This is a genomic window from Bradyrhizobium sp. MI1.4 (assembly GCF_055811315.1).
In genome coordinates this window covers 83,648-97,684 of the sequence record NZ_JBVVPP010000013.1, presented here as the reverse complement: position 1 = coordinate 97,684, position 14,037 = coordinate 83,648, and the positions used below count along the sequence as shown (strand labels likewise).

Genomic DNA, 14,037 nt, shown 5'->3' with positions numbered 1-14,037 from the left:
CTCAGGCGGCGTGGACCGAGCTCAGGAAGTTGGCGACTTCCTGCTTCAAGCGATTGCTGTCGGCCGACAGCGAGCGTGCCGCCGAGAGCACCTGCGAAGACGCCGAGCCGGTCTCGGACGCCCCGCGCTGCACGTCGCCGATGTTGGACGACACGAGTTGCGTGCCTTGGGCCGCCTGCTGGACGTTGCGGGAGATCTCCTGCGTCGCCGCACCCTGCTCCTCCACGGCGGCGGCGACCGTCGACGAGATCTCCGACAGCCGCTCGATGGTGCCGCTGATTTCCCTGATCGAGCCGACCGACTCCTCCGTCGCAGTCTGGATGCCCGAGACCTGCTGAGCGATCTCACCGGTGGCCCTCGCGGTCTGCTCGGCGAGCGCCTTGACCTCCGAGGCGACTACGGCGAAGCCGCGGCCGGCTTCACCCGCGCGCGCCGCCTCGATGGTGGCGTTCAGCGCCAGGAGGTTGGTCTGGCCGGCGATGGTGCTGATCAGCTCGACCACGTCGCCGATGCGGGCTGCAGCCTTGGAGAGCTCGCTGACGCGCGCGTTGGTCTTGCTCACCTGACCGACGGCTTCGCCCGCTATGCGCGCCGATTCCTGCACCTGGCGCGCGATCTCCGTCACCGAGGAGGACAACTCCTCGGTCGCGGAGGCGAGCGCCTGCACATTGGCCGAGGCTTCCTGGGAGGCGGATTGCACTTCGGTGGAGAGATCCTGAGCGCGCCTCGCGGTCGCGGTCAGGGTGCCGGCCGAGCCCTCGAGCTCGTGCGATGCCGAGGATACGGTATCGACGATCTCGCCCACCGCCTGCTCGAACTGGCTGGCGAGCCGGGCCATGTCGGCCTTGCGGCTCTCGGCCTGCCGGGCCTCGGTTGCGGTCTGCTCATGGCGCAGCCGTTCGGTCTCGATCATGTTTGTCTTGAAGACGTCGATCGCCTTGGCCATGTCGCCGATCTCGTCGACCTTGCCGCGCGAGGGGATCTCGACGGCGAGATTGCCGCCGGCAAGCAGCCCCATTGCACGCGTCATCGAGGTCAGCGGCCCCACGATGCTGCGGGCGGTCAGGAAGGCGACGATCAGTCCGAACAGGACGGCGAGGCCGCCCGCGATCCCCTGCAGCGAGGTCGTGCCGTCGATCACAGCATCGGCCGCGGTGCGCGAATCCTTGTAATCGGTCTTCAAGGCGGTTTCCGTGACCTTGAGCTTGGCGATGCTCGCGGAGATGAGCGGTGCGAGATCCTTGTGGTAGATCTCGTCGGACCGCAGCATCGCGGCAGAGGTCGTCTCAAACGCGGATTTATACATACCAAGGGCGGTCTTCACAGGCGTCAGAGACGAGCGAAGGTCCGCCGCCTGCGGGCTCCTTTCGACGGCCGCCAGCCGCTGCACCGCCCTGTCGACATTGGTTCTGAAGGCGGTGGGCCCGTTGGCGTCGCGCAGAGCGAGGAAGCGCCAGTTCGCGATTCGAACCAGCAGGACCCGGGACTCGAGGTCCGCGACGAGCGACACCGTGTCGTCGTCGGCGGCGGCACGCGCCACATCGACCAGCTTGGCCATCTTGACGGTCAGCTCTTCGCCACTCGGCAACAGCGTCGCCTTGCCGGTCCGCGCCTCGTTGACGGCGTCGCCGAGACTGTCGCGCAGGCTTTTCATTTTGGCGATGTCGGCGATCAGATCGTCGTAGAGCTTCCGCCGCTCCTCCGAGAGGGTGCCCTTTGCTCCCAGCTGCAACAGCCCGGTCGCCGCGGCCTCTCGCTCGGCAGCCTCCCGCATCGCAGGCTCGTTGGCGTCGTAAATGTAGCGCAGATTGGCTCGCTGGATGGCCTGAAGATGGGTCGATATCTCCAGGACGCGCGCCGTGCTGTCCGACAACGCGGAGAGTTTTGCGACCTGATCCTGGACGGATCGCAAATTCCAGATGGCGACCACCGCCATCACAAGACCAACCGCCACCAAGGCCATGAAACCTGCGTACAGGCGTCCCCTGATCCGCAAACGAAAACTCGGCATTCCCACTGTCCACCCAGATGCATGTCAATTCGAGCGGCCGGCCTAATCCGGCGATCGTCACCGGCCACTCTGGCAGCCGCGCGTCGCGTTGTTCGCGACCCACGCTGCACCGCGACACAATGGGGGACACTCGTTAATTGAACCTTCAAATTTTTCGCGCGCGCATCCGTCGGATGGTACAACATCTGCTGATTTTATCGGCAGGTGAGCAAGGTTTTAGCGAGAAGCCCGCAGCGGCATGCAGGCCGCTGCAGCTGGTCCGGCCTGCGCCAGACCAACACGCCCCTCGCGGACCGCGGCGGACGGCACCGGTCGACGGAGGCGACGCTGCTCGATCCGCTCAGCTCGCGGCCCTCACGGCCGTTTGTGGAAACGGACCAAGGGCCTTCTCGGTCAGCACCGAGTCGCAATATTCCCGGATCTCCTTGATCTTGCCGTCCTCGAGACGAAACACGAGACAATAGTCGTTGTCGTAGCGCACGCCTTCTGGCGTGACATTGTCGCCCTTTGCTTCGACGACGACGATATCGCCGTCGGCGATGAAGCGATGAGCGACCGTCCGCGTCCGGTCGACAAGGCGGGTCCGCACATAGCCGTGCAGATCGTTGAGGATCGCCTGTTTGCCCGAAAAGGTGCTCGACCAGGAATACTGGCCGGTCACGATCCATTTGGCGTCGTCGGCAAGACTTTCGGTGAACAAGCCACGGTCGCGCGCAGCCGGATCGGGGCTGGCGGCGGCTGCAAAGATATCCTGCATCAGTTTCTTGTTGGCGCTCGCGCTCATGGCGGCATCTCCTTTGGTGAGAACACGGAAATCATCGCCGCCGGTGCTAAATTCTTCAAATCGATAGTGGATATGATATCTATTCGCCTCATGAATTTGAATTCGCTCGACCTCAATCTCCTGACCGCGCTCGACGCGCTGCTGCGCGAGGCCAGCGTCAGCCGCGCCGCATTGCGGATCGGGCTGTCGCAGCCGGCGGCGAGTCATGCGCTCCAGCGTCTGCGCGACATCCTTGGCGATCCGCTCTTGGTACGCACAGGCGCGCGGATGGAGTTGACGCCGCGGGCGCAAGCCTTGCGCGCGCCGCTGGCGCAGGCGCTCGACCAGGTGCGCGGGCTGTTCGTATCGGATGAATTCGATGCGGCGCGCAGCGAGCGGCAATTCCGACTGATGATGCCGGACCTCGCGGTCGAGCTGTTGATGCCGCCCTTGATGGAAAAGGTGACGCAGGCCGCCCCCAACGTCCGCATCGACGTGGTGCCGTGGCGAGGACCGGCGATTTTCCACGCCGAGTTCGCCCGCACCATCGATCTCGTGATCTCGATCGGCAACGCCTTCAAGGGATTTCACCGCCAGTTGCTTTACACCGACAGCGACGCGCTGGGGGTGCGGCGCGGCCACCCCGTGGCTGCGAAGCTGAAGCGGCGCGAGACGTTCCTGGCTGCACGCCATGTCGGCGTAATCATCCGCGGCCAGCCGGAGGACCTCATCGACACTTGGCTGGGCACCAAGGGCATAGACCGGCATATCGCTCTCGTCGTCCCGGGTTATCTCGAAGCGCTGCACGTCGCCGCCCGTACCGACCTCGTCGCCTTCGTGCCGCGCCGGTTGATCGCGGCGCTGTCGAAGCAGCTCGGCCTCGTCACGGTGACGCCGCCGCTCGACCCCGGCATCGATGAGCAGTTCATGTTCTACCCGACCCGCGCGCAGATGGATCCAGGCTCGATCTGGCTCAGGCGGCTGATGCTGGAGACGGGACGGTATTTGGAGAAGAAAGGGCGCGCTGGATAGGACGCAACTTCAAAGCAAATGGTGTCGTCCCGGACAAGCGCAGCGAAGCGGAGCGCCGATCCGGGACCCATAACCACAGGACGTGGTTTGGCGAAGACTCGTGATTGTCAGCTTGCGTCACAACTTCTCCCTGTGGTTATGGGTCCCGGGTCTGCGCTGACGCTTGCCCGGCACGACAGGGGAATATATTGCCGCGCTCCTACGCCTTCTGCGCGTCCATCACCTTGCGCACGGCGGGGCGGTCGGACATGCGCTTGAAATGATCGGCGATCTTCGGCGTCGCGTTGATGTCGACGCCGTCGCCTTCGAGCCAGGTCGACAGGGTGTAGAGATAAGGATCGCAGATCGTGAACTGCTCGCCCATCACCCAGGGCCCCTTGTACATCTTCTGCTCGATCAGGGCGAAGCAGGCCCCCATGGTCTTCGGGATCATCGCCTTCATGTCGGCGAACGAGCTTTCTTCGCTCGCCCAGCGTGCGCCGCGCATTTTGTGGGCATGATTGATGTGCACGGTCGAGCAGAGGTAGGAGTTGAACGACTGCACTTGGGCGAAGTCGAAGGGATCGTCGAGCGGCGCGAGCTTCGCCTTGGGGAAGGTCTGCGCGAGATAGGCGAGCATCGCCGGGGTCTCGGTCAAAACGCCGCGATCGGTCACCAGCGCGGGGACGCGGCCTTTCGGGTTGATCGCGAGGTACTCCACGCTGTTCTGCTGGTTGTCCTTGAAGCTCAGCCGCTCCGCCGCGTAGTCGGCGCCGGCTTCTTCCAGGGTGATGTAGGTGGCGAGCGCGCAGGTGCCGGTGGCGTAGTAGAGCTTGAGCATGTCGGACCTCATGGGAAAGCCGGAAGGTAACGGCTGCGGGCCCCGAGGTCCATAGCACGAACCTCTCTTCGCAGTTGCCCACCGGCGCCCGGCTGTGCCAAGACGCCCCGAGTTGGAGGGGCTTTCCCATGACCGTACTCATCGCCGGTGGCGGCATCGGCGGGCTGACGCTTGCGCTCAGCCTGCACGGAGTCGGCGTTCCCGTGAAAGTGTTCGAGAGCGCCGCCGAACTGCGGCCGCTCGGTGTCGGCATCAACGTGCTGCCGCACGCGGTGCGCGAGCTGATCGAGCTCGGGCTGATGGACAAGCTCGATGCCAGGGGCGTGCGCACCCGCGAGCTTGCCTATTTCTCCAAGCACGGCAAGCCGATCTGGAGCGAGCCGCGCGGGCTGGAGGCCGGCTATAAATGGCCGCAGTTTTCGATCCATCGCGGCACGCTCCAGCAATTGCTGCTCGACACCGCCATCGAGCGCCTCGGCCGCGACAACATCCTCACCAGCCATCATCTGACCGGCTGGAGCGAAACCGCCGACGGCGTGCGCGCCGATTTCGTCGACAAGGCCACCGGCAAGGCCGCGGGGACTTACGACGGCACGATCCTGATCGCCGCGGACGGCATCCATTCCGCCGCGCGAGAAAAACTCTATCCCGACGAAGGCCCGCCGATCTGGAACGGCCGCATCCTGTGGCGCGGCGTCACGCCCGCAAAAGCCTTCCTCAGCGGCCGCACCATGATCATGGCCGGTCACGAGATCCTGAAATTCGTCTGCTATCCGATCTCGAAGGAACCGGACGCCGCGGGCAACCATCTGATCAACTGGGTTGCCGAGCGCCACATGCCGCCGACCTATCAATGGCGGCGCGAGGACTATAACCGCACCGCGCGGCTGGAGGAGTTCTTACCCTGGTTCGAGAGCTGGCAGTTCGACTGGCTCGACGTGCCCGGCCTGATCAAGAACTGCCCGCACGCCTATGAATATCCGCTGGTCGACCGCGATCCGGTATCGCAATGGACTTTCGGCCGCGTCACGCTGATGGGCGACGCCGCACATCCAATGTATCCGATCGGATCCAACGGCGCCTCGCAGGCGATCCTCGATGCGCGCACCATCACGCGCGAGATCCTGGCGCACGGCCCGACGCAAGCGGCCCTGCTCGCCTATGAGGCCGAGCGGCGGCCTGCAACCACCAGTCTCGTCCTGCTCAACCGCAAGAACGGCCCCGAGCAGGTGATGCAGCTGGTCGAGGAGCGCGCGCCCGACGGCTACAAGGTCGTCACTGACGTGCTGTCGCAACAGGAGCTCGAGGATGTTGCCGCCAATTACAAGCGCGTCGCCGGCTTCCAGGTGGAAGCGCTGAATGCGAAGCCGCCGATCGTGAGCAAGGACGCGCGCGCGACGAAATGAGTATTCGCACGAAGCGAGACGCACGTTGATGCGCCCTCGCCCCTTGCGGGAGAGGGCAGCGACGCCGCTAGACGCAAGCTCACTCGGGTGAGGGGTCTGTCTCCGCGAGTCTAACTCTCATTTGAACTCGCCGAGACAAACCCCTCATCCGGCGCTTCGCGCCACCTTCTCCCGCAAGGGGAGAAGGAAAAAAGACTGCGCGGCAGCTATTTGCCCACCACCCTCGCCGCCTCCAGCAGCCGCTCGCTCGCCGTCGCCGTCGCCAGCAGCGTTCCGTCCTCTGCCATCAGCTTTGCCTCGACGAACGCAATCGTCTTGCCGAGCTGCGTCACCTTGGCCTCGCCGATGATCGGTCCGGGCTTTGCGGGCGCCAGGAAATTCACGGTCATGCTGATGGTGGTGGTGTAGAGCCTGCCCTCGCTCATCACCAGCACGGCGGGGCCCATCGTGTCGTCGAGCATGGCCGAGAGCATGCCGCCCTGGATGAAGCCGGCCGGATTGCAGAACTCCGGCTTGCCGTCGAAGGCGAGCTTGATCCAGCCTTCCCTGGGTCGGGCATCGAGCAGGCGCCACCCCAATAGCTCGGCACAGGGCGGCCTGGGAAAGTTGTCGAGCGCGGTCTTGATCATGCGAGCCTCCGTTGCCTACCACAGCTAACGCAGGCCTGCTGCCAGCATTTTGTCAGCAGGATGGGCTGCTAGGGTCCAATCCATGCGCAATCACCTTACGCATGACGTTGGGCAATGCTTCATCGGCGAGCGTGGCGATCGGCACCCAGCGCATGCTGGCGGGTGCCCGCGTCCGCGCTTCCACCCTCGCCGTGTAGACCACCAGTTCCAGCGGAAAATGCGTGAAGACGTGGGTGACCACGCCGACCTTGCGCTGCCAGCGCGACAGCCCCTTCAACTCGGGCGCCTGCCGTTTTGCCTTGGCGTCGTCCTGCCCGGCCAGCCAGTCCGACCCCGGTACTTCGGTCATGCCGCCGAGCAACCCCTTTTCGGGACGGGTGCGGACGAGAAGCTCGTCGCCGCGCGTGACAACGAAAGCGGCGCCGCGCCGTAGCGCGCCGCTCTTCTTCGCGGCCTTGCGCGGAAACGTGTCCTGCGTTCCCAGCGCGCGCGCCGTGCAGCCCTCGTTCAGCGGGCATAGCGAGCAGGCCGGCTTTTTCGGCGTGCAGATCGAGGCGCCCAGATCCATCAGCGCCTGCGCGCTATCACCGGCGCGAGAATCGGCAAGCAGCGTCGCAGCCAACTCCTGAATCAGCGGCTTGGCCTGCGGGAGCTCTTCCTCAACTGCAAAGAGCCGCGAGACCACGCGCTCGATATTGCCGTCGACCGGCATGGTGCGTCGATCGAACGCTATCGCCGCGATCGCTGCCGCCGTATAGGGCCCGACGCCCGGCAGCGCGCGCAGACGCACTTCGGTGTCGGGAAAGGTGCCGCCATGCTCGCGCGTCACCGCGACCGCGCAGGCATGGAGATTACGGGCGCGAGAATAATAGCCCAGCCCGGCCCACATCCGCAGCACGTCCTCCTGCGAGGCCCGTCCGAGCGCGGTGACATCAGGCCAGCGCGAGACGAATTTTTCGAAATAGGGCCCGACCGCCTTCACTGTGGTCTGCTGCAGCATGATCTCGGACAGCCAGACGCGGTAAGGGTCGGATGCTTCGCCGGGCGGAGCCCGCCAGGGTAATCGGCGGCGGTGGCGGTCATACCATTGGAGCAGCGCGAGCGGACGCGATGGGGTCTCCGGCGGAACTGGTTCCGATTTCGCCTTGAGGGCGGATTTGGGGCTCATGTCCGCACTGTAACGGCAATGCGTCGATCTCTCCACGTCGTGCCCACGCTTGTCGGGGGCATCCACGTTTTTCTTCGCGGTGAAGAGCCTGCGGCCGACGCCCCGGAGTGCTATAAGGTCCCATGTCCAAGCTTCGCCCCATCAAACCCGGTCCCCTCAGCGCCAAGCCGCTGTCGCTCCTGCTCAACGACGTCTTCGCCGAGGCCTATGCCAAGCAGGGCTTTGCCGCGCGCGAGCTGGTGACGCGGTGGGCGCAGATTGCCGGACCGGAGATCGCGGCCCACGCCGAGCCACTGAAGATGCAATGGCCGCGGCCGGTCGAGGGCCAGCCGCAGGAGCCGGCGACGCTGGTGCTGCGGGTCGAGGGGCCGATGGCGCTCGAGATCCAGCACTCCGCCGATGTGATCCTGCAGCGGGTCAATCGCTTCTTCGGCTGGAGCGCGGTCGGCAAGCTGGCCTTCCGCCAGGCTCCGCTATCGCGCGCCCGCCGGCCGACCCGGCCCGGCCCGCCGGACGCCAAATCGGTGGCCGAGGTGGCTGAGCGCCTGGGCGATATCGAAGATGAACAATTGAAGTCGGCGCTGGCGCGCCTCGGGGCCGCCATCAAGCGAAATTGAGCCTTATTCTGCGGCCAAACTGGACCTGTCCTTGCCGCTCGCCATTGCCTCAAACGACGTTTCAAGCTAGCGACAGGCCGTCTGAATGGGAATTCGGGCGAGACCACGCCAATCCGGGAGCCGACCTTGATCATCACCCGCCGCGCCTTCACCTCGATGCTGTCGCTGACCGGGCTTGCCGCGCTCGCCGGGTTCTCTCCGCTGCGATTCATCTCCGATGCCATGATCCCTGAAGCCATGGCGCAGGCAGCGGCTGGTGACGTGGCCAAACCGGTGTCGCTGCCCGACATGGCGCTGGGCCCGACGGACGCCGCCGTCACCATCACCGAATACGCCTCGATGACCTGCCCGCATTGCGCGGCCTTCAATGAGCAAGTGTTTCCCAAGATCAAGTCGGAATACATCGACACCGGCAAGGTGCGTTACGTCTTCCGCGAGTTCCCGCTCGACATCAAAGCCGCCGCCGGCTCGATGCTGTCGCGCTGCATCGCCAATGGCGACGCGCCGAAATACTTTGCCGTCACCGACATGCTGTTCCGCCAGCAGAACGATTGGGTCGTGAAGAACACCACGGAGACCCTGACGCGGATCGGCAAGCAGGCCGGTCTCACCCAGCAGCAGGTCGAGGCCTGCCTGAAGGACCAGGCGCTGCTCGACAAGATCGCCGCCGACCAGAAATATGCCAGCGACGTTCTGAAGGTCGATTCGACGCCGACGTTCTTCGTCAACGGCGAGAAGATCAAGGGCGAGACCTCGTTCGAGGAATTCGCCAAGAAGATCAATCCGCTGCTCAAGAGCTGATTCGCACGGCGCAATCCTGATTCGCATCTCGATAGCCGTATCTTTCCCGGCATAAATCCCTTGGGAAAAGCGGCTTTCGCCGGTTGCCCTCGCAGCGCACCGCGGCCATTGTCCAGCCGCATGAGGCGCCTCGCGCGACTCGCCCGGATACCGACATTGCCTTCCATGGTATTGTCCCGGCAGGGGGATTCGCGCCTGCCAACAGAGATGCGTGCTTATGAAAATCACCCGCCTGCGCCTTCACGGCTTCAAGTCCTTCGTTGAGGCCACCGACTTCGTCATCGAGCCCGGCCTGACCGGCGTGGTCGGGCCCAACGGCTGCGGCAAGTCGAATCTCGTCGAGGCGCTGCGCTGGGCGATGGGCGAGACCTCCTACAAGTCGTTGCGCGCCGCCGACATGGACGCGGTGATCTTCGCCGGCTCCGGCAATCGCCCCGCGCGCAACCACGCCGAAGTAACGATGACGATCGACAATTCCGATCGCACCGCGCCGGCGGCGATGAACGACAGCCAGCTTCTGGAAATTTCCCGCCGCATCGAGCGCGAGGCCGGTTCGGTCTACCGCATCAACGGCCGCGACGTGCGCGCGCGCGACGTGCAGATTCTGTTCGCCGACGCCGCCACCGGCGCGCGCTCGCCGGCCCTCGTCCACCAGGGCAAGATCGGCGAGATCATTCAGGCCAAGCCCGAGCAGCGCCGCCGCGTCCTGGAAGACGCCGCCGGCGTCGCCGGCCTGCACGCCCGCCGTCACGAAGCCGAGCTGCGGCTCAAGGCGGCCGAAACCAACCTCACCCGCGTTGAGGACGTGATCGGCCAGCTCGCAGGGCAAATGGAAGGCCTGAAGAAGCAGGCCCGCCAGGCCGTGCGCTACCGCGAAGTTGCGGCCAAGGTCCGCAAGGCCGAAGCAACCCTGTTCCATCTGCGCTGGATCGGCGCCCATGCCGACGTCAACGAATCTGGCCACACCCACGATCTCGCCGTCCGGGAGATGGCGGAGCGTACGCAGCACCAGGCCGAGGCCGCCCGCATCCAGGCGATCCGTGCCGCCGAAATGCCGGCGCTGCGCGATGCCCAAGCGCGCGCCGCGGCGGGGCTTCAGCGCCTGACCAACGCCCGCGAGCTGCTCGACCGCGAGGAAGAGCGCGCCAAGGAGCGCGTCGCGGAGCTCGAGCGGCGCCTCGCCCAGTTCGAAGGCGATATCTCGCGTGCCCAGCAGCAGACCATGGATGCCGATGTCGCGCTGCAGCGCCTCGACGCCGAAGATGCCGAGCTGAAGGAAGAGATCAAGTCGCGCGTCGAGAAACGCTCCGGCGTCGATGAACGTGTCGCCGAAGCCGAGGCGGTGCTGACCGAAACCGAGCAGCAGTTCGCCGAACTCACCACCGCGCTCGCAGACCTCACCGCCAAGCGCAACCAACTCGAAGCCAACGTTCGCACCCACCGCGACAAGCTCGCCCGGCTCGACCAGGAGATTTCGAACGTCGCGGCGGAAGAGCAGAAGCTCACCGAGGAGACCGGCGGCTTCGGCGATCTCGACGAGCTGACCGCGACGGTCGAGAGCGCCGAGCAGACGCTGGCGGCCTCGGAAGCCGCCGCTCAGGCCAGCGAAGCCGCGCACGTCGCCGCGCGGCAGACGCTGGAATCCTCGCGCTCGCCGCTGGTCGAAGCCGACAAGCGCGTGCAGCGGCTCGATACCGAGGCGCGCACGATCTCCAAGATCCTCAACGGCGAGACCAAGAATTTGTGGCCGCCGATCATCGACGGCATCACCGTCGACAAGGGATTTGAAAAGGCGATCGGCGCAGCCCTTGGGGACGATCTGGACGCCCCGGTCGATCCGTCCGCGCCGATGCGCTGGACCAATGCCGGCGTCACCGACGGCGATCCGGAACTGCCCGAAGGCGTCGTGCCTCTCGCCAGCCACGTGCAGGCCCCGGCCGAGCTGACCCGCCGCCTGGCGCAGATCGGCGTGGTGCCGCGCGAGCGCGGCGCCGAGCTGGTCTCGCAGCTCAAGACCGGCCAGCGGCTGGTCTCGCCCGAAGGCGACGTCTGGCGCTGGGACGGTTTTGTCGCAGCCGCCCACGCGCCGACCGGCGCAGCAAGGCGGCTTGCCGAGCGCGCCCGCCTCATCGACATCGAGAACGAGCTGGAGCAGGCCCGCATCGACGCGCAGATCAAGCGTCAGGCGCTGGAGAACGCCGAGGCCGAGCTGCAGATGGCCGCCAGCACCGAAGGTGCGAGCCGCGAAGCCTGGCGCGCTGCGCAGCGCGAACTCAACGTCGCGCGCGAGCGCCATGCCACGGTCGAGCGCGAGATCAGCCGCCACGCTGCACGCAAGGCGACGCTGTCGGAAGCGCACAGCCGTCTGGCCGCCGACCGCGCCGAGGCCGAAGCCGCCTACGAATACGCCGAAGCCGGGATCTCCGAGCTGCCGTCGAGCGAGGACACCGAAACCCGTCTCGCCGCTGTCCGCAGCGACATCGAAGGTCATCGTCGCATGGCCGCCCAGGTCCGGGCCGAGGCACAGGCGCTGGCGCGCGAAGCCGAGCTGGCCGACCGCCGCGTGCAGGCGATCCTCGCCGAACGCACCGAGTGGCAGAACCGCAAGGAGAGCGCGGCCTCCCACATCGACACCATCCAGGCGCGCATCGCCGAAGTCTCAATCGAGCGCAGCGATCTCGAGAACGCGCCGGCCGTGTTCGCGGAGAAGCGCAGCGCGCTGATCACCGAGATCGAATATGCCGAAAACGACCGCCGCATGGCCGCCGACGCGCTCGCCAGCGCGGAAACCGCGATGGCCGAAACCGATCGCGTCGCCAAGCTGACGCTCGAGGCGCTGTCGAGCTCGCGCGAGGCCACCGCCCGCGCCGAGGAGCGCATGGAAAGCGCGCGGCGCAGGCTCGATGACATCGAGCGCGAGATCCGCGACATGCTCGAAGTCGAGCCGCAGGCCGTTGCCGGGCTCGCCGAGATCGAGCCCGGCGCCGAGCTGCCGCCGCTGCACGACATCGAGGAAGACCTCGAAAAGATGCGCCGCGATCGCGAGCGCCTGGGCGCGGTCAATTTGCGCGCCGAGGAAGAGCTGCGCGAGGTCGAGACCCAGCATAATGGTCTGGTCACCGAGCGCGACGACCTCGTCGAGGCCATCAAGCGGTTGCGCCAGGGTATCCAGAGCCTCAACAAGGAAGCTCGCGAGCGGCTCCTGACCTCGTTCGAGGTCGTCAACAACCACTTCAAGCGCCTGTTCGTCGAGCTGTTCGGTGGCGGCGAAGCCGCGTTGCATTTGATCGAGAGCGATGACCCTCTTGAAGCCGGCCTCGAAATCATCGCCAAGCCGCCGGGCAAGAAGCCGCAGACGCTATCGCTGCTCTCCGGCGGTGAGCAGGCGCTGACCGCGATGGCGCTGATCTTCGCGGTGTTCCTCACCAATCCCTCGCCGATCTGCGTGCTGGACGAAGTCGACGCGCCGCTCGACGACCACAACGTCGAGCGCTATTGCAACCTGTTGCACGAGATGACCGCCTCGACCGACACGCGCTTCATCATCATCACCCACAACCCGATCACGATGGCGAGGATGAACCGCCTGTTCGGCGTCACCATGGCCGAACGCGGGGTCTCGCAACTGGTGTCGGTGAACCTGCAAGAGGCGGTGGACATTCTCGACCAGAACGTGGCGTGAGTCCGCTCCCGTCACGCACCCATTGACGTCGTCATCCGCGCAAGCGGATGATGACCACGAATGATGATCTCACCCACCCTCCCCGCCGAACTGAAAGCGGCCCTCGACGGCAAGCTCCAGGGGTTCTCGCGCACCGACGCTGCGCAGCGATCGCAGAAAATCTCGACCACCTATCGTGCAGGGGGCGGCTCCGGCACGATCAAGTCCGAGGCCGATGCGCTCGCCTATGCGCTCGCGAGGATGCCGGCGACCTACGCTGCGGTGGCGGCAAGTCTGAATGCGCTGACCGAGGTCGCACCGGACCTCGGTCCGGAAACGCTGCTCGACGTCGGCGCAGGTCCGGGCACCGCGAGCTGGGCCGCTGCGGAAGCTTTTCCGTCGCTGCAATCCTTCACCCTGCTCGATGCCAACGCCACGCTGAGCCGTCTCGCGCTCGAACTGGCGCGCGACAGCACGCGTCTGGCGAATTGCCGCTATCTGCCGGGCGATGCCGGCGCGAACCTCGCTGAGGTTTCGCAAGCCGATCTCGTCGTCGCGAGCTATGTCATCGGCGAGCTCAGCGAGGGCGATCAACGCAAGCTCGCGGAAGCGATGTGGGCGAAAGCGCGCCACGTGCTGGTCGTGATCGAGCCCGGCACGCCCGCCGGCTACGCCCGCATCCTCACCTTGCGCCAGCAACTGATCGCGGCGGGCGCCTATGTCGCCGCACCCTGCCCGCACGAAAAGCCGTGTCCGCTGACGGCGCCCGACTGGTGCCATTTCTCCCAGCGCTTGCCGCGCTCGCAGGCTCACCGCCAAATCAAGGGCGCCGAGGTGCCGTTCGAGGACGAGCGATTCATCTACGTGGCGCTAACCCGTAGGCCTCCCGCCACCCGCGCCGCGCGCGTGTTGGCGCCGCCGGATCTCGGCAAGGCCGAGATCACGGCAAAGCTCTGCACCGAGCAAGGCGTCGAACTCGCCAAAGTCCCACGGCGGGACAAGGTCGCCTATGCAAGCGCCCGCCGCTGGCGCTGGGGTGATGCCATCCTGTCCGAAAGTTAACCTGCTCCGGCGCTTTCGCCTTGAACTCGGATAGTCCCTCATCCGACCAAGTCTTACCTCTCGTCTG

General features: G+C 65.9%; 11 protein-coding genes. 6 read left to right on the top strand and 5 right to left on the bottom strand.

Annotation, left to right across the window (positions count from 1 at the left end; genetic code table 11):
* Nucleotide 1: 1 nt before the first annotated feature.
* Together AC0L23_RS17425 and AC0L23_RS17420 are read right to left on the bottom strand one after the other, a co-directional pair.
* Nucleotides 2-2,011 (bottom strand): methyl-accepting chemotaxis protein, encoded by a 2,010-nt coding sequence (locus tag AC0L23_RS17425; RefSeq protein ID WP_085352626.1) that lies wholly within the window; start codon nucleotides 2,009-2,011, stop codon nucleotides 2-4.
* A 340-nt stretch (nucleotides 2,012-2,351) separates the two neighbouring features.
* The gene (locus tag AC0L23_RS17420; protein ID WP_085361335.1) at nucleotides 2,352-2,795 is read right to left on the bottom strand and encodes a nuclear transport factor 2 family protein; all 444 of its coding nucleotides are present in this window, start codon (nucleotides 2,793-2,795) and stop codon (nucleotides 2,352-2,354) included.
* Between the two features lie 90 nt (nucleotides 2,796-2,885).
* On the opposite strand from AC0L23_RS17420, the gene AC0L23_RS17415 reads away from it, so the two are divergent.
* Nucleotides 2,886-3,806, top strand: a complete 921-nt coding sequence (locus tag AC0L23_RS17415) for a LysR family transcriptional regulator (RefSeq protein ID WP_085361334.1) — start codon at nucleotides 2,886-2,888, stop codon at nucleotides 3,804-3,806.
* 199 nt (nucleotides 3,807-4,005) lie between these two features.
* On the opposite strand, the gene AC0L23_RS17410 is transcribed toward AC0L23_RS17415, so the two are convergent.
* Nucleotides 4,006-4,626, bottom strand: a complete 621-nt coding sequence (locus AC0L23_RS17410; protein WP_085361333.1) for a glutathione S-transferase family protein — start codon at nucleotides 4,624-4,626, stop codon at nucleotides 4,006-4,008.
* Between the two features lie 128 nt (nucleotides 4,627-4,754).
* On the opposite strand from AC0L23_RS17410, the gene AC0L23_RS17405 reads away from it, so the two are divergent.
* Complete coding sequence (locus AC0L23_RS17405; protein WP_085361332.1) at nucleotides 4,755-6,032, top strand: flavin-dependent oxidoreductase; 1,278 nt, start codon at nucleotides 4,755-4,757, stop codon at nucleotides 6,030-6,032.
* 206 nt (nucleotides 6,033-6,238) lie between these two features.
* Here AC0L23_RS17405 and AC0L23_RS17400 read toward each other — a convergent pair whose 3' ends face one another.
* Nucleotides 6,239-6,661, bottom strand: a complete 423-nt coding sequence (locus tag AC0L23_RS17400) for a PaaI family thioesterase (protein WP_018454927.1) — start codon at nucleotides 6,659-6,661, stop codon at nucleotides 6,239-6,241.
* 52 nt (nucleotides 6,662-6,713) lie between these two features.
* Nucleotides 6,714-7,829: an A/G-specific adenine glycosylase gene (gene mutY, locus AC0L23_RS17395; protein WP_018454928.1), complete on the bottom strand. Its 1,116-nt coding sequence runs from the start codon at nucleotides 7,827-7,829 to the stop codon at nucleotides 6,714-6,716.
* Between the two features lie 122 nt (nucleotides 7,830-7,951).
* Between mutY and AC0L23_RS17390 the strand changes: the two genes are divergently transcribed.
* The 4 genes from AC0L23_RS17390 (at nucleotide 7,952) to AC0L23_RS17375 (ending at nucleotide 13,970) form a co-directional block, all read left to right on the top strand.
* Nucleotides 7,952-8,446 (top strand): DUF721 domain-containing protein, encoded by a 495-nt coding sequence (locus AC0L23_RS17390; RefSeq protein ID WP_085352633.1) that lies wholly within the window; start codon nucleotides 7,952-7,954, stop codon nucleotides 8,444-8,446.
* Nucleotides 8,447-8,572: 126 nt separating this feature from the next.
* A complete protein-coding gene (locus AC0L23_RS17385; RefSeq protein ID WP_085352634.1) occupies nucleotides 8,573-9,247 on the top strand; it encodes a DsbA family protein in 675 nt (224 codons plus the stop codon).
* 217 nt (nucleotides 9,248-9,464) lie between these two features.
* On the top strand, nucleotides 9,465-12,929 hold the full coding sequence (gene smc / locus AC0L23_RS17380) for a chromosome segregation protein SMC (RefSeq protein WP_085364679.1): 3,465 nt from the start codon (nucleotides 9,465-9,467) through the stop codon (nucleotides 12,927-12,929).
* Between the two features lie 60 nt (nucleotides 12,930-12,989).
* Nucleotides 12,990-13,970 (top strand): small ribosomal subunit Rsm22 family protein, encoded by a 981-nt coding sequence (locus AC0L23_RS17375; RefSeq protein ID WP_018454932.1) that lies wholly within the window; start codon nucleotides 12,990-12,992, stop codon nucleotides 13,968-13,970.
* Nucleotides 13,971-14,037 lie beyond the last annotated feature (67 nt).